Here is a 25,921-nt window from a genome sequence, read left to right as displayed (position 1 = left end):
GAGCGTGTGGAAGGCATCTTCACCGCTGGCGACTGATTTGTTAATTTTGTTTTCGTCATCGATTGATAACTTTTGCAAAACAACCTGCGGACCCGCCATGAACGTCAAGCAACTGCGCGCCTTCGTCACCGTGGCCAAGTACCAGAGCTTCGCCCAGGCTGGCGAACACCTGCATATTTCGCAACCGGCACTGAGCCTGACCATCAAGGCGCTGGAGGACAACCTCGGCGGCGCCCTGCTCACCCGTACCACACGCAGCGTCAGCCTCACCGCCGAGGGCGAAGTGCTGCTGCCGCTGGCCCGGCGCCTGCTGGCCGACTGGGACGATACCGAGGAAATGCTGCGCCAGCGCTTCACCCTGCAACTGGGGCGGGTGTCGGTGGCGGCGATGCCGGCCTTTGCCGGCAACCTGCTGCCGCAGTCACTGAAGGTGTTTCGCCAGCGCTACCCCAAGGTCAACGTCACCGTGCACGACGTGATCAACGAGCAGGTGCTGGAACTGGTCCGCCACCGCCGCGTCGAACTGGGCATAGGTTTCGAGCCCGAGCGCAGCGATGCCTTGCAGTTTCACCCGTTGTACCTGGACCGCTTCGTCGCCGTGGTGCCGGGCGATTCACCCTTGGCGCAGCAGCCCCAGGTGAGCTGGCGCGAACTGTTGACTCATGACTTCATCGCCCTGCAACGCCCTTCGGCGGTACGCCTGCTGCTCGAGCAACACCTGGCCGCCGAGCATGGCCGGCTGGCGGTGGCCTTCGAAAGCCACCAGTTGTCCACGGTCGGGCGCATGGTTGCCAATGGTTTGGGCGTCAGTGCCGTACCGGCACTGTGCATCAACCAGATGCAGGAGCTGGGGGCGCGCTGCGTACCTTTGGTCGAGCCCACTGTCGAGCGGCGCATCGGGGTCATCGCCCTGAGCGACCACAAGTTGTCCACTGCGGCGCAGGCGTTGCTGGATGTGTTGCTGTCACATACCCGTGCGCCGGAGGTGTGTTCGCATGGGGTTGCGTGAGGGCTGAAAGGTGCTTGCCTGAGGTTTTTCAGCGCCTATGAGATCGAGCGCCGCCCGCGCGGCGCTTCGCGGGCAAGCCCGCTCCCACAGTTTGTTTCGGGCCAATGAGTCCTGTGGCATTTTCGCGCGACCCCTTTGGCGTGCGACGCGGTACCGAGTCGTACACACCAGGCGGTCGCGCGCCTGTGGCACAGGCATAACTGGCCCGAAACAAATGTAGGAGCGGGCTTGCCCGCGAAGCGCCGCGCGGGCGGCGCTCGATCTCATAGGCGCTGAAAATCTTTCGGCAAGCACCTCCCCGTAGCAATCAGTTACCAACAAGATAATCACGCAAGCGCAGCAACATCGCATCACAACCCTGCAGTTGCACGACGCTGACGAACTCGTCCGGCTTGTGCCCCTGATCCATGCTGCCCGGCCCGCAGACCACGGTCGGGATCCCCGCCTGATCGAACAGCCCACCTTCGGTGCCAAAGGCCACGGTGCCGAAATCTTCCGAGCCGCTGAGCAGCGCCACCAGGCGCGCTGCTTCGCTGTCTTCGGACGTTGCCAGCCCAGGGTAGGCACTGAGCGGCGTGAGACGGATCTCGCTGGCATCACTGACGGCACGCATGCGTGGCAGCAGGTCGGTTTCGGCGTAGGTCTGCAGGCGCTCGGCCACGACCTTGGCTTCAAAGCCCGGCAAAGCGCGCACCTCGAAGTCGAACTCGCACTCCTCAGGCACGATGTTCAGCGCCCGGCCGCCCTTGATCACGCCAGTCTGCACGGTAGAGAACGGCGGATCGAAGCGCGCGTCATGGTGCTCGGGACGGCCAAGCTCGCCGCCGATCTCGCCCAGCTTGCCGATCAATTGCGCTGCGTATTCGATGGCATTGACACCATAAGGTGCATAGGCCGAGTGGCACGCGGCGCCGTGCACCTGGCAGCGCATGGCCAGCTTGCCCTTGTGCCCGAGCACGGGTTTGAGCTCGGTGGGTTCGCCGATCAGGCACAGGCGTGGCTTGTTCGGGCGCTGTTCGAGCGCCTCCAGCATCGAGCGCACACCGAGGCAGCCGACCTCTTCGTCATAGGAGAATGCCAGGTGCACCGGCGTCTTCAGCGGCTGGGCGAGAAACGCCGGCACCGCCGCCAGCACCGAGGCGATAAAGCCCTTCATGTCGGCCGTGCCACGGCCATACAGGCGGCCATCGCGCTCGCTCAGACGAAACGGCTCGACGCTCCAGGCCTGGCCGTCCACCGGCACCACATCGGTATGCCCGGACAGCACCACGCCGCCACGATCGGTCGGGCCGATGGTGGCGAACAGGTTGGCCTTGGTGCCCTCCTCGTTGAGGAACAGTTCGCTCTCGACTCCCAGCCCCGCCAGGTAATCGCGGATGAAACCGATCAGTTCGAGGTTGGAGTCGCGACTGACCGTGGCAAAGCCGATCAGGCGCTCCAGCACGGCGCGGCTGGTGAGATCACTCATCGCCCGGCACCCCGTAGCTGGGTGCGGTGGTCGGGTTCAGGGCGCGGGTGACGTAGTCCTGCATCTGTGGGCGATAGGCCTGCCACAGGCGGTCGAGTTCGCCGATCGGATCGTGCTCGGCCCAGTCCACACGCAGGTCCACCAGCGGCCAGGTCAGCTCACCGGCGATCTTCAGGGCGGCCGAGTGCACAGGGCCTGCCTCGCCACCGGCGGCCATGGCCGCGTGCATCGCCGCCAGCAAGCGATCGGCCAGGTGCCCACCGGCCTGCTCGAACGCGTGCACCATCGCCTCGATCACCTGCGGCGAGGCCAGCAGGTTGCCCGCGGCGGCACACTGCTCGCCGGCGACGGCGTTATGTACGCCGAGTGCTTCTTTGCCGGTGAACAGCGCGACCTGGCCGTGGCTGTCGATCACCGTCACCTGGCGGTACTCGCTCCAGCCGTTGGCGCTGAGCACCCGGTCCATCGCTGCGGCAGGCGGCAACTGGCCCTGCTCGAGGGCGTCGAGGATCTGCGGGCCGAGGGCCGGCAAGGTGATGTTCTGCGTCGCTACCGCCCCTACCCCGGCGCGCACCCACGGGCAGCGGGCACCGACGGCGATGCTGGACGAGCTGATGGCGATGCCGACCTGGCCGGTTTCCTGGCAGCGGCCGATGATGGAGAAGGTCATGGTGCAGCTCCTTTCTGGGTTTACCGGCATTCTCGGCAAGCCCTGGCGGCGGCGAAACGAGCATTTTGCTTGGCATTGGCGAGGAAAAAACTGGGCACCGCGGGTTTGCTGGGCAAATCTGCCGGGCTGCTCGCTGCAGCGCTGCCACCCTTCGCCAATTTATCGGCAAGCCCCAGCTAAATACTATTTTCGCGAAATTCCGTGCATCCCTAGTCTGGCCCCAGGTAACGGCGGTCCTCCAAAACCGACCTGACAAAAACCGCCTGAACAAGGGCTCGGACATGACATTAAACAATCTCGAAATCGACACCCTCGTGGTCGGCGCCGGCCAGGCCGGCGTGGCCATGAGCGAACACCTGAGCAAACTCGGCGTGCCGCACCTGGTGCTGGAACGCAACCGCATCGCCGAGGCCTGGCGCACCGGGCGCTGGGACTCGCTGGTGGCCAACGGGCCAGTCTGGCACGACCGCTTCCCTGGCCTTGAATTCGACCTCGATGCCGACGCTTTCGCTGGCAAGGACCAGGTCGCCGATTACTTCGAGCGCTACGTGCGTAAGTACAACCTGCCCGTGCGTACCGGCATCGAAGTCAAGCGCGTGGTGCGCAACAGCGACCGCCCGGGCTTCACCATCGAAACCAACGAAGGCGTGATCCGCGCCAACCGCGTGGTCGCCGCCACCGGGCCGTTCCAGAAACCGGTGATCCCGGCCATTGCGCCAAAGGATGAACGCCTGCACCAGATCCACTCCGCCGCCTACTACAACCCGCAGCAATTGCCTGAAGGTGGGGTGCTGGTCGTCGGTGCCGGGTCTTCCGGGGTGCAGATCGCCGAAGAGCTGATGCGCGCCGGGCGCCAGGTCTACCTCTCGGTCGGTGCCCACGACCGCCCACCACGCGCCTACCGCAACCGCGACTTCTGCTGGTGGCTGGGCGTGCTGGGTGAATGGGACGCGGAAATCGCCAAGCCAGGCCGCGAACACGTGACCATTGCCGTCAGCGGTGCCCGTGGCGGCCATACCGTGGACTTCCGCGCCCTCGCCCACCAGGGCATGACCCTGGTCGGCCTGACCCAGTCGTTCGAAGACGGCGTGGTGCGTTTCCAGGACAACCTGGCCGACAACATCAACCGCGGCGACGAGAACTACCTGGCCCTGCTCGATGCCGCCGATGCCTACATCGAGCGCAACGGCCTGGACCTGCCCGAAGAGCCCGAAGCGCGCCAACGCCTGGACGACCCGGACTGCGTCAGCAACCCGCTGCTGGAACTGGACCTGGCCAAGGCTGGCGTCACCAGCATCATCTGGGCCACCGGCTACGGCGTGGACTTCAGCTGGCTGCAGGTCGACACCTTCGACGCCAACGGCAAACCCCAGCACCAGCGCGGCGTGGCCCGCGAGCCGGGGGTGTATTTCCTCGGCCTGCCCTGGCTGTCGCGCCGCGGCTCGTCGTTCATCTGGGGCGTATGGCACGACGCCAAGCACGTCGCCGGCCATATCGCCACCCAGCGCACCTACCTGGCCTATCGCGACCGCGACCAGCGCGCAGCGGATGAACAGCCACACACCTCGATCAGCAACGTCAGCACCCTCGGAGCCCACTGATGCCTACCCATACCCGCATCCGCATGTTCAACACCAAGGCCACCTACCCCAACCAGACCCTGGACAATGACCTCTGCCAGGCCGTGCGTGCCGGCAACACCATCTATGTACGCGGCCAGGTCGGCACCGATTTCGAAGGCCGCCTGGTCGGTCTGGGCGACCCGCAGGCGCAGGCCGAGCAGGCGATGAAAAACGTCAAGCAACTGCTTGAAGAGGCCGGCTCCGACCTGTCGCATATCGTCAAGACCACCACCTACATTACCGACCCACGCTTCCGCGAGCCGGTGTACCGCGAAGTCGGCAAGTGGCTCAAGGGCGTGTTCCCGATCTCCACCGGGCTGGTGGTCGCGGGTCTGGCGCAGGCTGAGTGGTTGATGGAAATCGATGTGATCGCTGTGGTGCCGGATGAGCAGTAAGCACTGATTGCCACCGCGGTGTTCTGTTCGCGGCGGTTCGGGTAGCCGAACCGCCGCGAATCGTTTACAGCTTCGCCAACTCTTCGCGACAGAACTCGACGAACAACTGCGCAGGCTTGGTCAATTGCACACGCTTGAGGTGCGCCGCCGCCAGCCCCGACAACGCCACCGGCTCGGCGATATCCAGTGTCACCAGGCGCTTGCCATCGTAGGTGAAGGGTGAATGCGGCCGGGTCACCAGCAGCGAAAAACCGAACCCCTGCCCTACCATCCCGCGCACCATCTCGATCGATGGCGAACTGAAGACGATGTTCGGCGTCAGCCCCATCTCGTTGAACAGGCTGACGAAGTAGGTACGGCTCGGCGCAACGTCGAGCAGGATCATCGGCTCCGGGCACAGGTCGCGCAGCGAAACCTGGGCCTGGCTGGCGAAGCGGTGCTTCTCGGGCAGCAGCACATAGGGCTTCTGCGGCGGCATCAGCGGCTCGGCCTCGATGGTGCCGTCCAGGTCGTGGTCGTAGAGAAACGCCAGGTCGAAGGTGCCGGCGGTCAGCCCCTGGATCAGCTCCTGCTGCTCACCGTCACGCAGGCGGATGTCGACACCGGGGTAGCGCTCGCGAAACCCTGCGATCAACCGGGGCAGATAAAGCGGCGCAACGGTCTCGAAGCAGCCGATGTCGATCTGCCCGGCCACCGTATCGTTGTCGGCCAGGGCGTTCTGCTCGAACTCATGGGACATCTGCAGCAGCGCCTTGGTCTTGGCGTAGAAGCGCTTGCCGCTGGGGGTCAGCGACACGCCCTGGGCGTGGTGACGAATGAACAACTGCACACCGAAGCTCTCTTCCAGGCTCTTGATCGCGGTGGAGATCGACGGCTGGGCGATGTACAGCTGGCGCGAAGCCTCGGCAACACTGCCAGCCTCCACGGTGGTGACGAAGTACTTGAGTTGTCGCAAGGTGTAGGAAGCCATGGGCACCTCTGGGGCGCCGTGGGCGGCGCGCGGAATTTTCCTCTCACCTTACCTTAGTGGCGGGCGCGCGTGCGGCCAGTGCAGCCTAGGATTTGCCTGGGGGCTGAGCATATTTTTGCTCGCTTGTTGCCCGCCCCCAGGGCAACGGTCCCTCAGAACCCGACCGTCGCCGACAGCAGCCAGGTTCGCGGGGTCGACAGGGTCAGGCCGGTGGCGGTGCCGTCGGGGACGTTGGCCGAGGCCCAGTAGGTCTTGTCCAGCACATTCTCGACGCTGGCCCGCAGGGTGACGTCCTTGTCACCGAGCTTGAGCGCGTAGCGCGCGCCCAGGTCATAACGCTGCCAGGCGTCGACCTTCTGCCGGTTGGCGGCATCCAGGTACTGGTTGCCGGTATGGATGACACGCGCGCTGAGGGTCAGCCCGTCGATGGCCGGCAGGTCCCACTCAACGCCAAGGTTGGCATTGACCACCGGCGCGCCGATGGCCCGGTTGCCATCGTTGCGGCCATTAGCCGTGCGGGTCTGCTCGGCATCGAGGAACATCGCCCCACCCAACACCCGCACCCCGTCCAGCGGTTCGCCGAACAGGCTGATTTCCAGGCCCTGGTTGCGCTGCTCGCCGTCGGCGCTGAGGTTGTTCTGGGCATCGGTGAAGTACGACGGTTTCTCGATGCGGAACAGGCTGACCGTGGTGCTGAAACGCCCCATGTCGTACTTGGCGCCGACCTCCAGTTGCTTGCTGCGGTATGGCGCGAAGACCTTGCCGGCGTTGTTCGCCGTTTCCGGTGCCACCTGGCCCTGGGTCAGGCCCTCCATGTAGTTGAAGTACAGCGACAGCTGCTCGGTGGTGCGCCACACCAGGCCCATGGCCGGCGAGGTGGCGCGCTCGTCGTAGCGCTGGTCGGGCTCGCCGGGCTCGGAGCTGTCGACCTCGACACGCTGAAAGCGCGCGCCGAGGGTGAGCAGCACGGTGTCGTCAGCGAAACTCAGGGTATCGGCCAGGGCCAGGCTCGACAGCACGGTGTTGGTGTGGGTCGGGTTGTCGTCGGCCAACGGCGCACCCGGTGCGGGCAAGGTCACCGGGTCGAACAGGTTGCTGACGCCGTTGGCATAGCGCGCACCGCTGTTGTCGAAGGTCAGGTCGAAGCGATTGAGGCTGATGTTGAGGGTATGGCCGACCGCGCCGGTGTTGAACCAGCCGCGCACGCCGACGGTGCCGGTAACCACGTCTTCCTCGCGTTGGAAGGCGCGCGGGCTGACGGTGAAGCGACCGGATTCGTTGACCACCTGCACGGCATGGCGCATGAAGTCGTAGTCGCCCTTGCGCGCACCCAGGGCGCCCAGCAGCATCCAGTTGTCGCTCAGGTCATACTCGCCGCGCACGGCGCCGAAGGTATCCTTGGCCCGCGAGTAGCTCCAGGGCTGGGCGAAATTGTGGTGAACATCCTTGGCATCCGGCACCTTGAGCCCTGCGGCAAGGCCCACACGCTCCATTGGCGCATCCACGTCACGCGACTGATGGCCGATATCCAGCGACAGGCGAGTGCGCTCGCCTTTCATATCCAGGCCCAGCACGGTCGCCTCGCGGTCCATATGCTGGTGATCCCATTCGGTGTCGCCGGCCTGGCGCACCGCATTCAGGCGCACGCCAAAGCGCTGGTCGTCACCGAAGCGTCGACCGATGTCCAGATGACCGCCCCCTTGTCCCGCCGAGGCGTACAGCGCGGTGAACTCGGTCAGCGGCGTCTCGCCAGCGCGCTTGGGCTCGATGTTCACCCCGCCGCCAATGCTGCCATTGGGCGCCAGGCCGCCAAGCAGAGCACCCGGCCCTTTGAGGATATCGACCCGCTCGACCATCTCCATGTCGATCGAATAGGTCGGCAGCACACCATACAACCCACCGTAGGCGACATCGCTGTTGTAGAGGCTGAAGCCGCGCACGGAGAACTGCTCGAAACGCCCGCCCGCCGGGTTGGTGCTGCGCACCGAGGGATCGTTGGCAACGACATCGGCAAGGGTACGGGCCTGCTGGTTCTGCAATATCTCGCGGGTGTAGGAGGTCATGCTCAGGGGCGTCTCCATGTAGTCACGCTCGCCCAACATGCCGAGGCTGCCCCGTCGTGACACCTGGCCACCGGCATAGGCGTCTGCTGCCGGCGCGGCGCCCTGGCCATGGACATTGATGTCGGGCAGCACATGCGCGCCCTCGACCGGCGCGGCCTGGCGCACCAGGGTGAAGCTACCGGGCCCTGCCGAGACCAGTATCAGGCCCGAGCCCTGCAGCAAGGCGGCGAAGCCCTCCTCGACCCCGTATTCGCCGGCAAGTCCCAGGCTGCTGCGCCCGGCGACCAGCGCCGGGTCCACCGACAAGCTGACCCCAGCCTGGCCAGCAAAGCGTGTCAGCACGGCGCCAAGGCTGCCGCCCGGCACCTGATAGCTGCGCCGCGCTTCATCGGCCCAGCCAGACGCGGGCAGCCCCAGCGCAAGCAGCAGGCCAGCGCGCATCAGGTGCAGGGATAACGGGCGAAGCAAAGGGGTGCGGGACATCCGGAACGCTCTCAGATCAGGGGTGGATACCCTTGATGACAAGCGGGCGCCAGAAAAGGGACAGCGGTCAGGCAATTTTCTTGCGCGGGGTCAGCGACACCCAATAGCGGGTGCGGTAATGCACCTGAAGCGGCAGGCTCGCCGCCAGCAGGGCCAGAATGCGGTCGGTGTCGTCGAGCTGGAAGGTGCCGGTCACCGCCAATTGCTCCAGCACCGGGTCCCAGCGCAACAGCCCGGGGCGGTACCGATCCAGTTCACGCAGCAGATCGCCCAGGGGCTGGTCGTCAACGATCAACAACCCCTGCTGCCAACCGGGCAGTTGGGCGTCGAACGGCTGGCTGGCGGTCACCCCGGAGGCGCTCAGTGTCGCCCGCTGACCGGCCTCCAGGCGGACCGCCGGCCCGGCCAGCGCTTGCAGGCTGACCTGGCCACGGGTGACCGACACCACACAGCCCTGCGCACGCTCACGCATGCACACCCCAGCCCCCTGCACGCGCACCAGGCCGTCGCGGGTCTGCACCTGCAGCGGGCCAACGGCGTCGAGGGCAATCTCCCCCTGCACCAACTGCAGCCAGTGGCGGCCTTCGGCGAAGTCCAGATTGACTGCGGTGGCGGTATTGAGCTGCAACCGGCTGCCATCCGGCAAGGTCAAGCCGCGGCGCTCGCCCGTGGCGGTACGCAGGTCGGCACGCCAGCCGTCCAGCGGCAACTGCCGATAACCCAGCCAGGCCAGCGGCAGCAGCGCGCCAACACCCAGCATCTGCCCCAGCACGCGGCGGCGATCTGGATCGGGGCGGTCCAGGCAAGCCACCGCCAATGGCGCCGGTACCTGGGCGAAGCGCTGGCGCAGCCCCTCGGCCTTCTGCCACAAGGCTTCATGGGCGGCACTGCGGGCGCGCCAGCGTTGCAGCGCAGCAGCCTGCTCCGTGTCGAGCTGGCCGGCATCCTGCAAGGCCAGCCACTGTGCTGCCTCACGGGCCAACTGGCGTGCGCCGACCTCCGCCGGGGCGCTCACAGGTCCACCAGCAGGCAGTGTTCGTATGCCTTGGCCATATAGCGTTTCACCGTACGCTCGGACACCTCCAGTCGCGCGGCGATGCTGGCGTAGTCCAGCCCTTCGAGCTGCGACCAGAGAAAGGCCCGGCGTACCACGGCAGGCAGGCCATCGAGCAGGTCATCCAGGGCCTGCAAGGTTTCCAGCAGCAACCAGCGCTGCTCCGGTGACGGTGCAAGCGCCTCGGGCAGGTTGGCGAGGGCGTCCAGGTAGGCCTGCTCGAGGCTGCGCCGCTTGTAATGATTGACCAGCAACCGACGCCCGACCGTCAGCAGGTAGGCCCGTGGCTCGCGCAGGCTCGGCACGGCCTTGGCCTGCTGCGCCGCGAGGACCCGCAGGAAGGTGTCGTGGGTCAGGTCCGCCGCCGTCCAGGCATCGCCCAGGCGCCGGTGCAACCAGCCTTGCAGCCAGCTGCGATGGTCGCGATAGAGGGTGTTGAAGCTGGATTCGGGTGCCGCGGCGGGGTCGGACATTCGGAGGCACACTGGGGAAGGATGAGATACGAATGCGAGTGATTCTAATTATTTCTCATGCGCTCGCCAAGGTGCTCTGCTGTGATCCGCCCGCGAAGCGGCGGCAAGAGCCACCGGCAAAATCCGATTAAACCCTCATCTACCTCTCCCTTCTAAACAGTTTGTGCCCCACGGCACACCCTGCAATCAACACCACCTCGGAGGGGGACCCGATGGACGAACGATTTCTGCAGTTGCTGACCACCACCACGGTATTCGGCATCTCCATCCTCAACCTGCTGCTGGCCCTGACGGTGACCGTGATCACCTTCCTGGTGACGCGCTGGGCGCTGAGTTTCCTCAAGCGCCGCGCCCGCCAGTGGTCCAGCCATGACGGGCAGCTCAGCAAGCTCATCACCCAGGTACTCGAAGGCACCAGCAACTTCCTGCTGATGCTCGCCTCGCTGCTGGTCGGCCTTGGCGTGCTGGACCTGCCGGAACGCTGGCTGGACCGGGTCGGCAGCCTGTGGTTCGTGGTCGCAGCCTTGCAGATCGGCCTGTGGGCCAACCGCGCCATCGCCATTGGCCTGACCCGCTACTTCGCCCGCCACGACACCGGCAACACCTATCGCGGCAGCGCGCTGGCGACCCTGTCGGGCTGGGGCGCGCGGGTGCTGCTGTGGTCGGTGGTGCTGCTGGCGATGCTGTCGAACCTGGGCGTGAACATCACCGCCTTCGTCGCCAGCCTTGGCGTCGGCGGCATCGCCGTGGCCCTGGCGGTGCAGAATGTGCTGGGCGACCTGTTCGCCTCGCTGTCGATTGCCGTCGACAAACCGTTCGAGGTCGGCGACTTCATCGTCATCGGCTCGCTCGCCGGCACCGTGGAGAACATCGGCCTGAAGACCACACGCATCCGTAGCCTCGGTGGCGAGCAGATCGTCATGGCCAACGCCGGCATGATCAGCAGCACCATCCAGAACTACAAGCGCCTGCAGGAGCGACGCATCGTCTTCGAGTTCGGCCTGTCGTACGACACGCCCACGGAGGCGGTGAAAAAGGCCCCGGCGATCGTCGAAGAGTCGATCAAAGCCCAGGGCCAGGTGCGCTTCGACCGCGCCCACCTGCGTGGCTTCGGCAAGGAGGCGCTGGAGTTCGAGGCCGTTTATATCGTCCTCGACCCCGGCTACAACCTGTACATGGATATCCAGCAGGCGATCAACTTCCAGTTGCTCGAGCGCTTCGCCAAGGTCGGCGCCAAGTTTGCCGTCGGCGCGCGCTCGATCAAGGTGACGGGCTTGCCGGAGGCCTCGAACCAGTTCACGCAGGTCAGGGGCCGAGACTCGCTGGGGAACTGAACGCTGCCCCGGCGCTACAGCCTCACCCCGCACATCCCGGCGATGATCGCCAGTGCAATGGCCGCGCAGGCGAGCAAGCCACTGCGCCAGATCAGACGTACGGTCCGCTCCTGCGCGCCGTGCGCCTGCATCACCACGCGCAGCCCCAGCAGCAGGTGCACCAGGACCAGAAACACACCCAGGGTGTAGTGCGGCACCAGGCGGATGTTCCAGGGATCGAACAACAGGCCGGTGGGCGCGCCGGTGGCGAAATTCCAGTCGGTGGGAATGCCCAGGTAGGTGCGGGCGTAGATGAACACCGAGTTCATGTGCCCAAGCACGAACAACGACAGGAACACCCCGGACGCCACCTGCAAGGTGCGCAGCCGATCCTGTACCCGCGCGCTCCAGCGCCAGGCCAGGTGCAGGCCGCTGACCACCTGGAAGACGAAGGCCATCACCAGCAGCGGTTCGATGAAGCCTGCCCGGTAAACGGTACGGCCGAGGTCCATGACCTGGGCGTGCAGCTCAGGCCCGACCAGCCCGGTCAGGTGATTGGCCAGGTGGAACAGCACGTACAGGCACAGAATCGCACCACTCACACCGTGGGCCACGCGCCAGCGACCGAGGCCCCCGGTGACGAATGCCCCCGCCTGCTGCCGCCCGCTCAGCAGCGCAAGCGTAGCCAACCCCAGCCACAGCACGCACCACACCAGCGGATCGGGCAGCGTGCTGCCCAGCAGCGCCTGCACCACGCCGAGGAACACATACAGGGTCGGCGCAGCCACGCTGGCATAGGCGAACCGGCGCACGCCCACCGACACCTCGGCACGCCCGGCCACCAGCAATCCCGGAATCGGTACCGCGAAGGCGAGTGCAAGCGCAATCACCGCGCCGATGCCATCCAGGCCGCTCGGCTCGCTGACATAGGCGTGGAACAGCATCAACAGAAACGGATACACCAGCACCGCCATCAGCGGTACGGCTAGCGGACTGCGGCTGCCCAGGCGCTCGAACGCCAGCGGTGCGGGTTGTTCGACAAGGGTCATGGACGCGCCCTCCCCTCAGCCAGACTGTCCAGCAGCCGCTCATGCTCGACGCGCAGTTGCGCAGGCTCAAGTACTGCGGTGCCCTGCAAAGCCAGGTAATGCACCGAATGCAGGCCGATGCAGGCAAAGGCGGCGCTCAGGTAAGGGGTGAGAAAGTCCGGCTGGCTGGGACGCTCGCCGCTGAAAAAACCACCGGCAGCGATCGCCACATGCACCGGGCGATCGGCGAGCAGGCCGGTCTTGCGTCCCTCGGCTGTACGACCGATGGTGCGTCCGACGCGCAGTACCTGGTCGAGCCAGGCCTTGAACACCGATGGCACGGTGAAATTGTGCATCGGTGTACCGATCACCAGCACGTCGGCGTGCTCGACTTCCACGATCAGTTGCTCGGACAGCGTCATGGCCGAGCCAGCCAGTGCCTCCTGCAGCGCCTGGGGCGACTGCAGGCCGTCGGCGTAGGCTGCCGACGCATGGGCGATGGGCGCCAGGCCCAGGTCACGGCGGGTCACCCGCACCTGGGGCATGTCTTTGGACAAGTGGGCGACAAGCGCTGCCGAAAGCGCCCGGCTGTGGGAGTCGGCCCTGGTGCTGCAATCGATATGCAGAATATTCATGCGGGGGTTCCGAACAGGGGCTTGCGGATGCAGGCCAGTGGACACGGGCTCATCGGTAGTCTCCGGGAGTGGGAAAAGCGAAACGTCGGGCTACAGGGCCTGGCTGAAGTGCATGGCCTTGGCCAGCAGGCCCTGGCGGAAATAGAAACGCTGGCCCAAGGCGTTGCCCAGCGCGGTATCGAGCACAAGGTGCGCGCAGCCCTGTGCCCGGGCCTCCTCGCGCAAGGCATCGATCAGGGCCGCGCCGAGGCCGTGGCTGCGGGCCTCGACGCTGGCGACCAGGTCATCGACATACAGGAAGCGTCCGTAGAGCAGGTTCTCCTGCAACCGGTAACCGGCCAGCGCCTTGGCCTCCTCGCCCTGCCAGGCCGCCAGCAGGCGATAGTTCTGGCCGGCCTGGCGCCGTACCTGGTCAATGAACGCGGCGGTATCGGCAAGATGGGGTCGCAGTTCGCTCATCACTGCAAAGCAGGCTTGCAACTGCGCGTCGGTTTCAACGTGGGCCAGGCGAAAGGTATTCATGGCATGTGTCTCTTGAGGTCTGGTCGCCACTCTAGGAAGATCATGACCTACCTCACAGGTGCAAGAATCGCTCAATTGAATGGGACATGCCCCATGGACCTGCAGCAGCTCAAACCCAGCCGCGAACATACCGCGCCCATCTACCTGCAGCTCTACCAGCGCTATCGCGAAGCGATTGCCAAAGGCAAGCTGCGAGCGGGTGACCGAGTGCCCTCGGTGCGCAGCCTGGCCAGTGAGCTGAACCTGGCCCGGGGCACGGTGGAGATGGCTTACCAGATGCTGGTCGGCGAAGGCTATTTCATCACCCGCGGAGCGGCGGGCACGAGGGTTGCGCCAGGACTGTGCAAACTGTCCGGCAGCGCCCAGATCAACCTCGAGCAGGCTGCCCCCTCGCCGCAGCAGAAACAGGACCCACGCACCGAGCTGCCGCCCTTCCGCCTCGGGCTGCCAGCCTTGGATGCCTTCCCGCGCAAGACCTGGGCGCGTCTGGCAGCGCGTCACCTGCGCGGCCTCGACAATCCGGCCATGATCACACCACCGCCCGCCGGCCATACGCAATTGCGGCGCGCCATCGCCACCTACCTGGGCATTTCCCGCGGCATCAACTGCAGCCATGAGCAGGTGTTCGTCACCAATGGCTACCGTGGCGCGCTCGACCTGGTATGCCGAACCCTGCTGCGCCCCGGCGACCTGGGCTGGTACGAAGACCCGGGCTACCTGCACGCGCGCCAGTGCCTGGAGCACCTCGGCATGCGCCTGCAACCGGTGGCGGTGGACCGCGACGGCCTGGATGTCGCGCAAGGTCGGCGCCTGGCGGCGCAGGCGCGGTTCGCGGTGGTCACACCGACCCACCAGAGCCCAATGGGCGTAGCACTCAGCCTGCAGCGGCGACTGGACCTGCTGGACTGGGCCATGGGCGCCGATGCCTGGATCGTGGAGGACGACTACGACAGCGAATTCCGCTATCACGGCCGCCCCCTGCCTGCGCTCAAGAGCCTGGACCGCGAAGGGCGCGTGCTCTACACCGGCACCTTCAGCAAAGTGCTGTATCCCGGCCTGCGCCTGGCCTATCTGGTGGTGCCGATTTCCCAGGTCGAGCGCTTCAACCACAGCGCCTGTCACCTGCCAGGCCCTGGGGCCATCGCGCCGCAGGCGACCGTGGCGCAGTTCATGGAGCAAGGCCACTTTGCCCGCCACCTGAACAAGATGCGCAAGCTGTACGCCTCCCGTCGCGGCTACCTGGTCGATGCCTTGCAGGAACGCCTGGGCACACGCCTGAGCGTGCAACAGCAGGCCGGAGGCATCCATGTGCTGGCGCATATCCTGGATGCAACCGACGAGCGCCTGCTCGCCTCCAGCGCACGAGCCGAGGGCATGGCGCTGCACGCACTGGGCGAGTGGCGGGCCCAACCCTCGCCAGAGCAAGGGCTGCTGATGGGCTTTGCCAATTTCATCTGCGCCGAAGACGCGATAGCAGCGGTAAGCCAGTTGGAAGCGGTGTGGAAGGCGCTGGACGACACAGGAAGGGTCAAAACACACAGAAACAAATGAACACCTTTTGTTTCAATTTCCAAGTACAAACAAATTCTTACAATTGATTTGTTAATGTAAATGGAATTAACAAGCTCTTGCTCAGGTGATTATCCCGCTGGGGAATCGGACCAGAATCCGGCTGTCAACCTACCCCACAGGAACCACACGATGAGCAACCTTCCCGTTTCCCGCAGCCACTACCTGACCGTCACCCTGGTCGCAGCGGTCACCGCCGCCGCAGCCTCCGCCACAGCCCTCGCCATGCAAGTGCCGGTCTGGGCCATGTTCATCGGCTGGATCGCTTTCTTCACCCGCGGCCTGACCACCCGCTCGACATTGGAGAACCTGGGCTGCGTCTGGCTCGGCCTGGTCTTCGGCGCGTTGGCGGCAGCAGGCGTGGGCCTGCTCGCGCCGAGCGTCGGCGCATTGCTGGCGATCCCGATAGTGGTGTTCCTGGTGGCAGTCATCGTGGTCAGCCTGCGCGGCCTGCCGGTGATGAACAATCTGCTGTGCTACTTCCTGGGCCTGGTGGCCTGGTTCGCCGCACACCTTGAGCCGTCGCTGGAGAGCCTGGCGCACATGGCCGGCGCCAGCACCCTCGGTTCGCTGGCAGGCTGGATCTCGCACTACAGCCCACGCAAGATCTTCGTGGCCTGACTTGGCCCGGGAGCCAGAGGCAGAGCGCGTGGTGTTCTGTTCGCGGGCCGGCGGACGAGGCGATTGCCGAACTAGGCCTAACAAAGGCCGTTGGTTTATGCACGGAATGTGCTACCCAAAAAAATGAAAAAATGGAAGTAAACGCTATGTTTATTTAGTCGTATATATCTCCCACTCTATAGTTGAAAAATTACTCGGAATTCGGGCAGCGCTTCCACCCGCCGCCCTGCAGTAGCGTCAATCAGGAGCGACACCACAAGGAGGTTCGATGCTCAACCGAACAGCGGAGGACTGGCAACGTCTGGGCCACCTCCCGACGCTACTCGAAGCGTTGCCCGCGCTGGTGCGCGAGCTAGGGTTTCGCTACTACCGTTTCAGCTTTGCAAGCTGCACCCATGCGGTCAGCGCAGGCAATCTGGTAACGGGCTCGGAAGCGATTATTCAGGCCGCGCTGGATTTGCGAGCCCATCACCTGCAGCGCTCAAACATCCCGTTGATCTGGGAGCCCAAGGCCTTTGCTACAGCGCCCTCGCTCTGGGCCCAGGCCCAGCGCCTCGGTCTTCGCCACGGGTGGCTACAGCCTCTGCATGAAGGCGTTGCCCACAGCTGCCTGGCGCTGTTGCGGCCTCACGTCAGCGTGTCTGCTACAGAGCATTATCAGAACGCAGCATCAGCGCTCTGGCTGGGTGAATTCCTCCACCGCACGGCAGCGCAAAGTGATGCAGCGCTCAAGTCCAATCGCGGGTGCGTTTGAACATCCCACATACACGCGAGATGAGCGCGACGGCGCAAGCCCGGATTTCATGGACTAATTTCTGGACTCAATAAGTCCGGATGCTCATGGATGGGAGTGGCTTTGACTGAAACGAAAAAAGACGCCGAAGCGTCTATTTTCAAGTATCTACAGACTTCCATGGAACTCTGTAGATCGATATTTGGAGCGGGAAACGAGACTCGAACTCGCGACCCCGACCTTGGCAAGGTCGTGCTCTACCAACTGAGCTATTCCCGCTAAATGGCGTCCCCTAGGGGACTCGAACCCCTGTTACCGCCGTGAAAGGGCGGTGTCCTAGGCCACTAGACGAAGGGGACATACCCAACGCTTTTCAGCGCACCAGCTATAAAGCCTTGCGGCTTGCACTGGATTTATTTCACAGCCCTGCCTCAGGCAGCACCGTGAAAATTGGAGCGGGAAACGAGACTCGAACTCGCGACCCCGACCTTGGCAAGGTCGTGCTCTACCAACTGAGCTATTCCCGCGTCGTGATGGGTGCCATTCTAGCGAACTGCCAGGGAAGGTCAACCCCTTGATTCAAAAAAAGTTTTACTTCTGCTCGGAGCCTTCGCGCAGGTGCGGCCAGGCCGCCAGCAGGTAATGCACCATCGACACCAAAGTCAGGCCTGCGGCCACCAGCAACAGCCCGTAACCGAGTGCGACCCAGAAGGTCAGCACCGGCGGATTGCCCAGCAGGATGACCAGCGCCAGCATCTGCGCGGCGGTCTTCCACTTGCCCAGGTTCGACACCGCCACATGCGCCCTCGCCCCCAGCTCGGCCATCCACTCGCGCAGAGCCGATACCACGATTTCACGCCCGATGATCACCGCTGCGGGCAGCGTCAGCCAGAAGTTGGCGTGCACCTGCACCAACAGTACCAGCGCCACGGCAACCATCAGTTTGTCGGCGACAGGATCCAGAAACGCCCCGAACGGCGTGCTCTGCTGAAGACGACGGGCCAGATAGCCATCGAGCCAGTCAGTTGCGGCGGCGATGGCGAACACGCTGCTGGCGGCTACGTAACTCCAGTGATAAGGCACGTAGAACAGCAGAATGAAGATCGGGATGAGCAGGACGCGTAGAACGGTGAGCAGATTTGGAATATTCATCGGTACGACTGGCTGCGAGTTGAACCCGGCATTCTACTCGCTATGCAGGCTCGCATAAATCGACTCGGCAAGCTTTTTACTGATGCCGGGTGCCTTTGCAATCTCGTCGACACTGGCGCGGTTGAGCTCCTGCAGGCCGCCGAAATGTTTCAGCAAGTCTCGACGGCGCTTCGGTCCGACCCCTGCGACGTCTTCGAGGCTGGACGTACGGCGGGCCTTGCCGCGACGTGCGCGGTGACCAGTGATGGCAAAACGGTGCGCCTCATCACGAATCTGCTGAATCAGGTGCAGTGCCGGAGAGTCGCCCTTGAGGGTGAATTCGTGGGCTACATCGTTGAGATACAACGTCTCGAAGCCGGCCTTGCGGGTCACTCCCTTGGCCACCCCGAGCAAGGTGAGGTCACTCAGCGCCAGCTCCTGCATGACTTCACGGGCCATGTTCAACTGTCCCTTGCCGCCGTCGACCAACAACACATCGGGCAACTTGCCCTCGCCGTCCTTGATTCGCCCGAAACGGCGAGTCAGAGCCTGGTGCATGGCAGCATAGTCGTCACCGGCAGTGACACCTTCGATGTTGAAACGGCGGTAGTCGGACTTGAGCGGGCCTTCAGGGCCGAACACCACGCACGAGGCCACCGTAGCCTCGCCGCTGGAGTGACTGATGTCGTAGCACTCCAGGCGCTGCGGCACCTCCGGCAGGTTGAGCACCTGAGCCAAGGCCTCGAAACGTGCGGCCATGTGCTGGCGGTTGGCCAGACGAGCGTTGAGCGCCTGCTCGGCGTTGGTCACGGCCAGTTGCTGCCAGCGCGCCCGAGTCCCTCGGACTCGGTGACTGATGGCCAGGTCGCGACCGCGCAAAGTCTGTACCGCTTCAGTGATGGCTTGGAAGTCCTCGTGGACCACATTGACGATCAGCTCCCCCGGTAGCTCTCGCTCGGCGTTGCCCAGGTAGTACTGGGAAAGGAAGGCCGCCATCACTTCGGACACCTCCTCCTCGATACCCACCTGCGGGAAGAAGTTCTTGCTCCCCAGCACGCGCCCGCTGCGTACGCTGATCAGGTGCACACAGGCCCCGCCCGGGTTGACGAAGGCGGCGACGACATCGACGTCACCGGACCCGCCTTCCATGTACTGCTGGTCCTGGACGCGACGCAACAAGGCGATCTGATCGCGCAGCTCGGCGGCCTTCTCGAAATTCAGCGCCATGGCGGCCTGCTCCATCTCGGCGTTGAGCTCGTTGCCCAACTGCTGGCTACGCCCCTCGAGGAACATCACCGAATGCCGTACGTCTTCGGCATACTCCTCGGGCGTGACCAGGCCGACGCACGGCCCCTTGCAGCGCTTGATCTGGTATTGCAGGCACGGCCGGGTGCGGTTGGCGTAATAACTGTCCTCGCACTGACGCACCGAGAAGGCTTTCTGCAGCAGGCTCAGGCTTTCACGGATCGCCCCGGCGCTGGGATAAGGGCCGAAGTAGCGGCCCTTGGCTTTTTTCGCGCCACGATGTATGCCCAGGCGTGGGAAATCGCCGTCGGAAAGAAAGACGTAAGGGTAGGATTTGTCGTCCCGCAACAAAATGTTGTAGGGCGGACGCCACTCCTTGATCAGCGTCTGCTCGAGCAGCAGCGCCTCGGTCTCGTTCGCGGTAATGGTGGTTTCGACCTGAGCGATGCGCCCCACCAGTGCGGCCGTTTTCGGCGCCAGGCCAGTCTTGCGGAAGTAGCTGGCCAGACGCTTCTTGAGGTTCTTGGCCTTGCCTACGTAAAGCAGCCGGGACTCGGCATCGAACATCCGGTACACGCCTGGGCGACCGCTGCAGGTCGCCAGGAACGCGCTGGCATCAAAGAGTTGGGACATGGGGGATTACAGGCTTGCGTCAACCATACCGTGGCGAACGGCCAGCAATGTCAGTTCGACGTCGCTGGTGACCGAGAGTTTTTCGAAGATCCGATAACGGTAAGTATTGACGGTCTTGGGGGACAGACACAACTTGTCTGAGATGATCTGCACTTTCTGGCAGCCGACAATCATCAGGGCAATCTGGATTTCCCGCTCCGACAGCGCATCGAACGGTGACCCCTGGGGCTGGAACGATTTGAGCGCCAGCTGCTGGGCGATCTGCGGGCTGATGTAGCGCTGCCCCGCGAAGGCCAGGCGGATAGCCTGGACCATTTCGTCGAGCCCCGCGCCCTTGGTCAGGTATCCTGCGGCGCCTGCCTGCAGCAAGCGCGTGGGAAACGGGTCTTCCTCGCATACGGTGACGGCGACCACTTTGGTATCCGGGTGACTGCGTAGCAATTTGCGCGTGGCTTCCAGGCCACCGATTCCGGGCATCTTGACGTCCATGAGGACTACGTCAGGTTTCAGCTCACGGGCAAGCTTGAGGGCGGCTTCGCCCGAATCCGCCTCGCCGACCACTTGCAGCCCATCGATATCGGCCAGCATGCGCGTGATACCGGTACGCACCAGATCGTGATCATCGACCACAAGTACCCTAATCAAGCAGACACCTCGTCATGGGGGCGATTGGATCCGGCCACCTTAACAAAAAATTTCATCACGAACCTAGCGCAAAGCGTCATTGGCATATGCCTGGCGGTCTGCCCTTCGCAGGCGAGTCTTTTCGTAGCTTTCGTTATCTGCCGCCAGACGCCCGAGCAGGTGCCAGATCGCTGCCCGATCGGCTGAAGTCAGCCGTCGCAACATACCCAGCACGCGGCTCTCATCGCCACTGAGGCATTCCAATGGCGCTGGCGTGCGCAGGCCGCTGAGTACGTACGCAGCATCGACGCCCTTTGCGGCGAGCGCCGCCAGATAATCGATGCGTGGCGTGCGCTCCCCACTTTCGTACTTGCCTTGGGCGTTTGGCTCGACACCCCCGATGTCGCCGAACACTCGCTGGGTCAATCCCAACCGCTCGCGCTCTTCCCTCAAACGCAGACCGAATCCTTTCATTCGACTCCCTTCCTCTCTCGATCAGATAGCCCTGGGCGCGTCCGGCCCCCAGGCGAATAGCCACGAATCCAGTTGGCACTATGCACATTGGATCCAACCAACACAAGCTACTATTACGGCACTTGTCTAAACCTGTACCGACATCAAGACCTCGCGCCCGTGACCATGACATTGCGCTGCATACGAACGAAACAGTCGTCCTCCCCTATTTCGACAAAGCCCGACCGTGCGTAGAGTCGCCTGGCCGGGTTACTGCGGAACACCATCAGGCGCAGTAACGGCAAACGACGTTGCGCTGCCCATCCGGCCAACTGCCCCAGCACCCAGGATCCAACGCCGTGCCCGCGGTACTCGGGCAGCAGATGCAGTTCGCGAATGAACAAAGCCTGGCGGTCCTGACTGAGGCTGCAGAAACCCAGCACTTGCTCTTCCGCCTTCACCAGCCACTGCTCGCGCCAGCTCCAAGCTTCGTCAAATGCCTCTTCGATCCATAACAGGTCGAACTCGCGGTAGTACGGGAGCATGGCGCGCCGCGTCAGATCGCGGGCGAAGGTACGACAGCCTGCGGTAGCCGGAACGAGTTCAAGTGATATTTGAGTCATAGCATCTCTATCCGCCTGGCTCCTGGGCATAACACACCGGTGAACTGCCCGGCCCCCTTCGCTCGAGCTCTTCTTCCAGCCAGTCGGCGAGCACCCGGGCATTGTTGTGCGCAGTATCCTTGCCTGCGAACAACAGGGTCAGGGTCCCCTTGGCCGCCAGATCCAACAGCGGATACCAATGCTCAGGATGGGCCGCCAGTTCGGCACGGTAGTGCTCGGAAAAACCGGCAAAGTCCATATCCCCGGCATGAAACGCCCTGCGCAGCGCATCCGACGGTGCAACGTCGCGCAACCACTGCCCGTGCAAGGCATCCTTGCGCATATTGCGTGGCCACAAGCGATCGACCAGCACGCGCTGTCCGTCCTCAGGCGAAACCGATTGGTACACGCGCTTGCAACAGATCATCGAATTTTCCGGCGCTATTTTCACCTTCAGCCTACGACTAACATTGACCAAGGTCACGCGACAGCCATTCGATCAACAACAGACAGCCGCTGCGCAACCCTCGCCCGGGGCAAAAAAAGAGGCCGCGCGGGCGGCCTCGATCAAGTCAACCCGGAATTTTCAGCCCACGCTGCACCGCAGGACGTTCCAGGAATTTCGCCAGCACTCGCTGCACTTCCTTGAACGCCTCGAAGCCCACCAGATCACGGGCGTCGTAGCGATCCACCAGATTGCGCACCCAGGGGAAAATGGCGATGTCAGCGATGCTGTACTCATCGACCATCCACTCACGGCCCTTCAGGTGACGATCGAGCACACCGAGCAGACGCTTGGATTCGTTGACGTAGCGATCACGCGGACGCTTGTCCTCGTAATCCTTGCCGGCGAAGAAATGGAAGAACCCCACCTGGCCGAACATTGGCCCAATGCCGCCCATCTGGAACATCAGCCACTGCAAGGTCTGATAGCGCTGCGCGGGGTCCTGGCTGAGCAACTGGCCAGTCTTCTCCGCCAGGTACTGGAGGATCGCCCCTGACTCGAACAGCGGCAATGCCTGCCCGCCGGGACCGTCGGGATCGAGAATCGCAGGGATCTTGTTGTTGACGCTGAGCGAGATGAACTCGGGTGTCAGCTGATCGTTGGTCTCGAAGCTGACCTTGTGTACCTCATAGGGCAGGCCGATCTCTTCGAGCATGATCGAGACCTTGACGCCATTGGGTGTGGCCAGCGAGTAGAGTTGCAGGCGCTCGGGGTGCTGCGCCGGCCACTTCTGTGTGATGGGAAAAGCGGACAGATCGGTCATGGTCGATTCCGAATGCGAAGGGATCATCACTCTAGAACCAACGTCAAGGTTTGACCATGGCCTTCCAGATATCGAAAGTGACGCCCCCACACGGGTGCGCCACTTGTCGCTGGATCAATAGCGTGGCAGGAATGGCTACCCGCCCCTAGGGTTCAGCTACGCTCGTGCGCCTGCCGCTTGAGCTTTTCGGTGTCGACACGCACGAACACCGAATCGGCGCGGACGGTCAGCACGTCCCCGGCCCAGACCTCACAGATGACTCGGCTCTTGCGCCCGACCTCACCTTCGACCCTGGCCTTGAGCAGCAACTCGACACCCATGGGCGTAGGTTTGAGGTAGGTCAGGCTGAGGGTGCCGGTGACACAGTCAATACGCGGCAAGCTGCCCGGCTCGCGCCCTTCGGCCCGGTAATGGTAGGCCATTGCGGTCCAGTTGGAATGGCAGTCCACCAGCATCGCCAGCAGGCCACCGTAGACCAATCCGGGCCAGCCGATGAAGTCGCTGTCAGGTGAGTGCCGGCACAGCAGGTGCACGCCGTCGCTGTCCCAGTGGCTCTGGATATGCAGGCCACTGGGGTGGGAACAACCGCAGCCATAGCAGGAGCCTTCGGGCGCCGCCAGTTGCTGGAGGGAGAGTGCTTTCTCGTTCATACGCTTCCTGTGCTTGTTGGAATGGGAAGGATGGCGGGAGGATGGTAGCGCTCCCCCCCTTCCTTGTGCACTCACCTGCAGCGGCAACACCGGATGAGCGCAAGCCTCAAACGACTTGCACCCGACCAGCCCTCTCTCGCCGCCGTGTCACGGAAATCAGCAGGATCACCGCCGTAACCCCGGCCGTCATCAGGGTTTCGTAGCGATAAGCATCGCTGAACAGCATGTACCCCAGCACCAGTACGATAGTCCCGATCACCAGCCAGGTGAGCCATGGGAACAACCACATCTTCAATGCAAGCTCCGTCCCCTCACGCTCAGCCCGCGCACGCATGCGCAGTTGCGAAACAGCAATCACCAGGTACACCAGCAGGGCGATGGCCCCCGTGGTCGACAACAGGAAACCGAATACCTTGCCCGGGAACACGTAGTTGACGAAGCAGCCGGCGAAACCCGCCAGCGTCGAAAGGATCACTGCTACGGTCGGCACACCAGCCCCGGAAATACGCCGGGTCATGCTCGGCGCCTCACCGCGAGCGCCCAACGAATAGAGCATCCGCGAGGCCGTGTAGAGCCCGGAGTTCATGCAACTGGTCACCGCCACCAACACCACCAGATCGACCACCAGCTTGGCGCCCGGCACATTGAGCACCTCCAGGACGCGCTGGAACGAGCCCACGGCCTTGAGCCCCGGATCGTTCCAAGCTACCAGCGACACCACCAGGAAGATCGACGCCAGGTAGAAGATAGCGATGCGATACACCACAAGGTTGGTGGCACGACGGATCTTCTCCTTGGGGTTGGCGGTTTCATCGGCGGCAATGGTGACGATCTCGGCACCGAAGAAGGAGAAGATAGTGATCAGCACGCCCCCCAGCACCGTGCCAAAGCCATTGGGCATGAAGCCTCCGTTGGCCCACAGCTGGCTGACGCCGGAGACCTTGGCCAACGGCCATACGCCGAACAGTGCCAGGCTGCAGATGATGATGAAGGCGAGAATGGCGACCACCTTGATCAACGCGAACCAGTACTCGAAGGCGCCGAAGTTCTTCACGCTGACCAGGTTGGTCCCCGACAGCAGCACCATGATCAGGAAGGCGAATAGCCAGGACGGCACATCGGGAAAATAGGCATGGAGGATATCGGCGCCAGCGATCGCCTCGACCGGGATGATCAATACCCAGAACCACCAGTACAGCCAGCCGATGGTGAAACCGGCCCAAGGTCCGATGGCCTCGGTGGCGTAGGTGGAAAACGAACCGCTGTTGGGGTTGGCGATGGCCATTTCGCCAAGCATGCGCATCACCAGCAGCACCAGCAGGCCGGTCATGGCATAGGAAATGAGGATCGCCGGGCCTGCCGTGGCGATGGCGTTGGAGGAGCCGATGAACAGGCCGGCACCAATGATGCCTGCGATGGAAATCATGGACACCTGGCGCGAAGTCAGGCCGTGCTGCAGCGAACGCTGTTTCTTTTGTTGTGACGATGCCATGGGGAACCCTCTGATGGGTCGGCCGCCGCAAAAGCGGCGATGAGTCTGAGCAGATTTTGTTGTAGGTCTGTGCTGTTGTTTCTTGTTGTTGTGCAGTTTTCGCTGTCACTGCGCACAGGACAGGAAGTTGGAGTAAGGGGTGTTTTTTCTCTTGCCTCTCCATCGGGTTGTAATCGTTGATCCAGGTCAGTATTAATCTATAGGCGTGGCTCAACAAACGACCTTTTAGAAACACATGATTCCGTTTTGGAATGCATTTCTTATTTTTCCTGCCTGGTAACGCCTGTCATGTCCAAACGCCTGATGCCCTCCACCACCGCCCTGCAATGCTTCGAGGCAGCCGCCCGCCACCTGAGCTTTACCCGTGCGGCGCAGGAGTTGCACCTCACCCAGAGCGCGGTGAGCAAACAGGTCGCACAGCTCGAGGACATGTTGTCCCACCCGCTGTTCCAGCGTATTCGCCGACGCCTGCACCTGACCCCGGCAGGCGCGCTGTACCTCACCGAAGTGAACAAGATCCTCACCCAGATCGACATCTCCAGCCGCTACATCCTCAGCTACGGCGACGAGACCGAAGTCCTGCGCATCGCCACCCAACCCACCTTCGGCGCGCGCTGGCTGGTGCCACACCTCAAAGGTTTCGGCGAACGCCATCCGCGCATCCACCTGGACGTGCGTAACGAACTGGAGCCATTCGACCTCGTGCAGGCCAAGGTCGATATCGCGTTCTTCTTTGGCCAGGGCACCTGGCCCGGCGCCACCTGCCTGGAGCTGTTCAGCGAGGAGGTGGTGCCGGTGTGCGCACCACAACTGTTGCAGGCACATGCGTTCGGCAGTGCCCAGTCGCTGACCGAGCACCGTCTGCTGCAATGCGCATCGAGGCCCGAAGCCTGGCACGAGTGGTTCCTTGGGCTGGGGCTGCACAGCCAGAACAGCTACCACGGACCACGCTTCGACACCTTCTACCTGTGTATCCGCGCAGCCATCGCAGGCTGCGGAATTGCCCTGATTCCGCGTTATCTGGTGGCCGAGGAACTGAGCGAAGGCAAGCTGGTGGTGCCGTGGAATCATCCGGTGGCGAGCAATGGCCGGCACTTCATGGCCCATGCCGAGCATGCGGCCGAGGTGCCCAAGGTGAAGGCCTTCGTGGAGTGGATCCTGGAACGGGCAGCTGAAGAGGGTTAAAAGTCGAACT

General features: G+C 63.6%; 26 protein-coding genes and 3 tRNA genes. 8 read left to right on the top strand and 21 right to left on the bottom strand.

Annotation, left to right across the window (positions count from 1 at the left end):
• Positions 1-97: 97 nt before the first annotated feature.
• Positions 98-1,009, top strand: a complete 912-nt coding sequence (locus ACMGGG_RS08715; protein ID WP_054893207.1) for a LysR family transcriptional regulator — start codon at positions 98-100, stop codon at positions 1,007-1,009.
• 307 nt (positions 1,010-1,316) lie between these two features.
• Here the strand turns inward: ACMGGG_RS08715 and argE are convergent, their stop codons facing one another.
• Positions 1,317-2,477, bottom strand: a complete 1,161-nt coding sequence (gene argE / locus ACMGGG_RS08710; RefSeq protein WP_414155280.1) for an acetylornithine deacetylase — start codon at positions 2,475-2,477, stop codon at positions 1,317-1,319.
• Positions 2,470-3,147, bottom strand: a complete 678-nt coding sequence (locus ACMGGG_RS08705; RefSeq protein WP_112897978.1) for a DUF1028 domain-containing protein — start codon at positions 3,145-3,147, stop codon at positions 2,470-2,472. The genes argE and ACMGGG_RS08705 overlap by 8 nt, the downstream gene beginning before the upstream one ends.
• Before the next feature lie 281 nt (positions 3,148-3,428).
• Between ACMGGG_RS08705 and ACMGGG_RS08700 the strand changes: the two genes are divergently transcribed.
• Positions 3,429-4,748: a flavin-containing monooxygenase gene (locus ACMGGG_RS08700; protein ID WP_414155279.1), complete on the top strand. Its 1,320-nt coding sequence runs from the start codon at positions 3,429-3,431 to the stop codon at positions 4,746-4,748.
• Positions 4,748-5,164 carry a RidA family protein gene (locus ACMGGG_RS08695; protein WP_063544388.1) on the top strand — a complete coding sequence of 139 codons (417 nt, stop codon included), beginning with the start codon at positions 4,748-4,750 and terminating at the stop codon, positions 5,162-5,164. The genes ACMGGG_RS08700 and ACMGGG_RS08695 overlap by 1 nt, the downstream gene beginning before the upstream one ends.
• A gap of 64 nt (positions 5,165-5,228) precedes the next feature.
• Here the strand turns inward: ACMGGG_RS08695 and ACMGGG_RS08690 are convergent, their stop codons facing one another.
• The 4 genes from ACMGGG_RS08690 to ACMGGG_RS08675 all read right to left on the bottom strand — a co-directional run bounded on the left by ACMGGG_RS08690 (position 5,229) and on the right by ACMGGG_RS08675 (position 10,207).
• Positions 5,229-6,134 (bottom strand): LysR family transcriptional regulator, encoded by a 906-nt coding sequence (locus tag ACMGGG_RS08690; RefSeq protein ID WP_054892743.1) that lies wholly within the window; start codon positions 6,132-6,134, stop codon positions 5,229-5,231.
• Positions 6,135-6,286: 152 nt separating this feature from the next.
• Complete coding sequence (locus ACMGGG_RS08685) at positions 6,287-8,680, bottom strand: TonB-dependent siderophore receptor (protein ID WP_414155278.1); 2,394 nt, start codon at positions 8,678-8,680, stop codon at positions 6,287-6,289.
• Between the two features lie 67 nt (positions 8,681-8,747).
• Positions 8,748-9,695 carry a FecR domain-containing protein gene (locus ACMGGG_RS08680; RefSeq protein WP_414155277.1) on the bottom strand — a complete coding sequence of 316 codons (948 nt, stop codon included), beginning with the start codon at positions 9,693-9,695 and terminating at the stop codon, positions 8,748-8,750.
• On the bottom strand, positions 9,692-10,207 hold the full coding sequence (locus ACMGGG_RS08675; protein WP_414155276.1) for a sigma-70 family RNA polymerase sigma factor: 516 nt from the start codon (positions 10,205-10,207) through the stop codon (positions 9,692-9,694). Before ACMGGG_RS08675 ends, ACMGGG_RS08680 begins: the two co-directional genes overlap by 4 nt.
• A 212-nt stretch (positions 10,208-10,419) precedes the next feature.
• On the opposite strand from ACMGGG_RS08675, the gene ACMGGG_RS08670 reads away from it, so the two are divergent.
• Complete coding sequence (locus tag ACMGGG_RS08670) at positions 10,420-11,541, top strand: mechanosensitive ion channel family protein (protein WP_151923966.1); 1,122 nt, start codon at positions 10,420-10,422, stop codon at positions 11,539-11,541.
• 14 nt (positions 11,542-11,555) lie between these two features.
• Here ACMGGG_RS08670 and ACMGGG_RS08665 read toward each other — a convergent pair whose 3' ends face one another.
• From ACMGGG_RS08665 to ACMGGG_RS08655, 3 genes are all read right to left on the bottom strand, one after another.
• A complete protein-coding gene (locus ACMGGG_RS08665; RefSeq protein WP_414155275.1) occupies positions 11,556-12,569 on the bottom strand; it encodes a hypothetical protein in 1,014 nt (337 codons plus the stop codon).
• Entirely contained in the window at positions 12,566-13,183 is a 618-nt protein-coding gene (locus ACMGGG_RS08660) for an FMN-dependent NADH-azoreductase (RefSeq protein ID WP_414155274.1), read from the bottom strand. Before ACMGGG_RS08660 ends, ACMGGG_RS08665 begins: the two co-directional genes overlap by 4 nt.
• A gap of 90 nt (positions 13,184-13,273) precedes the next feature.
• Entirely contained in the window at positions 13,274-13,705 is a 432-nt protein-coding gene (locus ACMGGG_RS08655; protein ID WP_063544377.1) for a GNAT family N-acetyltransferase, read from the bottom strand.
• A gap of 93 nt (positions 13,706-13,798) precedes the next feature.
• Here ACMGGG_RS08655 and ACMGGG_RS08650 point away from each other — a divergent pair, with 93 nt between their 5' ends.
• The 3 genes from ACMGGG_RS08650 to ACMGGG_RS08640 all read left to right on the top strand — a co-directional run bounded on the left by ACMGGG_RS08650 (position 13,799) and on the right by ACMGGG_RS08640 (position 16,649).
• The gene (locus ACMGGG_RS08650; RefSeq protein ID WP_414155273.1) at positions 13,799-15,256 is read left to right on the top strand and encodes a PLP-dependent aminotransferase family protein; all 1,458 of its coding nucleotides are present in this window, start codon (positions 13,799-13,801) and stop codon (positions 15,254-15,256) included.
• 150 nt (positions 15,257-15,406) lie between these two features.
• Complete coding sequence (locus ACMGGG_RS08645; RefSeq protein WP_414155272.1) at positions 15,407-15,895, top strand: DUF1097 domain-containing protein; 489 nt, start codon at positions 15,407-15,409, stop codon at positions 15,893-15,895.
• 268 nt (positions 15,896-16,163) lie between these two features.
• Positions 16,164-16,649 (top strand): autoinducer binding domain-containing protein, encoded by a 486-nt coding sequence (locus ACMGGG_RS08640; RefSeq protein ID WP_414155271.1) that lies wholly within the window; start codon positions 16,164-16,166, stop codon positions 16,647-16,649.
• Between the two features lie 182 nt (positions 16,650-16,831).
• On the opposite strand, the gene ACMGGG_RS08635 is transcribed toward ACMGGG_RS08640, so the two are convergent.
• From ACMGGG_RS08635 to ACMGGG_RS08580, 12 genes are all read right to left on the bottom strand, one after another.
• Positions 16,832-16,907: transfer RNA gene (locus tag ACMGGG_RS08635), tRNA-Gly, on the bottom strand.
• Positions 16,908-16,911: 4 nt separating this feature from the next.
• Positions 16,912-16,987 (bottom strand) — tRNA-Glu (locus ACMGGG_RS08630).
• Between the two features lie 92 nt (positions 16,988-17,079).
• Positions 17,080-17,155, bottom strand: a tRNA-Gly gene (locus ACMGGG_RS08625).
• A gap of 64 nt (positions 17,156-17,219) precedes the next feature.
• A complete protein-coding gene (gene pgsA / locus ACMGGG_RS08620; protein ID WP_054892720.1) occupies positions 17,220-17,780 on the bottom strand; it encodes a CDP-diacylglycerol--glycerol-3-phosphate 3-phosphatidyltransferase in 561 nt (186 codons plus the stop codon).
• Between the two features lie 33 nt (positions 17,781-17,813).
• Positions 17,814-19,637 carry an excinuclease ABC subunit UvrC gene (gene uvrC / locus ACMGGG_RS08615; protein WP_414155270.1) on the bottom strand — a complete coding sequence of 608 codons (1,824 nt, stop codon included), beginning with the start codon at positions 19,635-19,637 and terminating at the stop codon, positions 17,814-17,816.
• Positions 19,638-19,643: 6 nt separating this feature from the next.
• Positions 19,644-20,282, bottom strand: a complete 639-nt coding sequence (gene uvrY / locus ACMGGG_RS08610; protein ID WP_054892718.1) for a UvrY/SirA/GacA family response regulator transcription factor — start codon at positions 20,280-20,282, stop codon at positions 19,644-19,646.
• A 63-nt stretch (positions 20,283-20,345) separates the two neighbouring features.
• A complete protein-coding gene (locus ACMGGG_RS08605) occupies positions 20,346-20,735 on the bottom strand; it encodes a helix-turn-helix domain-containing protein (protein ID WP_054892717.1) in 390 nt (129 codons plus the stop codon).
• Positions 20,736-20,878: 143 nt separating this feature from the next.
• On the bottom strand, positions 20,879-21,328 hold the full coding sequence (locus ACMGGG_RS08600) for a GNAT family N-acetyltransferase (RefSeq protein WP_063546703.1): 450 nt from the start codon (positions 21,326-21,328) through the stop codon (positions 20,879-20,881).
• A 16-nt stretch (positions 21,329-21,344) separates the two neighbouring features.
• Positions 21,345-21,743, bottom strand: a complete 399-nt coding sequence (locus ACMGGG_RS08595) for a DUF488 domain-containing protein (protein ID WP_063544348.1) — start codon at positions 21,741-21,743, stop codon at positions 21,345-21,347.
• Between the two features lie 145 nt (positions 21,744-21,888).
• On the bottom strand, positions 21,889-22,584 hold the full coding sequence (locus ACMGGG_RS08590; protein ID WP_063546701.1) for a glutathione S-transferase N-terminal domain-containing protein: 696 nt from the start codon (positions 22,582-22,584) through the stop codon (positions 21,889-21,891).
• Between the two features lie 152 nt (positions 22,585-22,736).
• Positions 22,737-23,234 carry a PaaI family thioesterase gene (locus ACMGGG_RS08585; protein WP_414155269.1) on the bottom strand — a complete coding sequence of 166 codons (498 nt, stop codon included), beginning with the start codon at positions 23,232-23,234 and terminating at the stop codon, positions 22,737-22,739.
• Between the two features lie 106 nt (positions 23,235-23,340).
• Entirely contained in the window at positions 23,341-24,726 is a 1,386-nt protein-coding gene (locus ACMGGG_RS08580) for an amino acid permease (protein WP_112897967.1), read from the bottom strand.
• Between the two features lie 288 nt (positions 24,727-25,014).
• Here ACMGGG_RS08580 and gcvA point away from each other — a divergent pair, with 288 nt between their 5' ends.
• Complete coding sequence (gene gcvA, locus ACMGGG_RS08575; RefSeq protein ID WP_063544338.1) at positions 25,015-25,911, top strand: transcriptional regulator GcvA; 897 nt, start codon at positions 25,015-25,017, stop codon at positions 25,909-25,911.
• Positions 25,912-25,921 lie beyond the last annotated feature (10 nt).

Source organism: Pseudomonas sp. BNK-44-b (assembly GCF_047456245.1).
GTDB lineage: Bacteria > Pseudomonadota > Gammaproteobacteria > Pseudomonadales > Pseudomonadaceae > Aquipseudomonas > Aquipseudomonas machongensis.
This window is presented reverse-complemented; position numbering and strand designations above follow the sequence as displayed.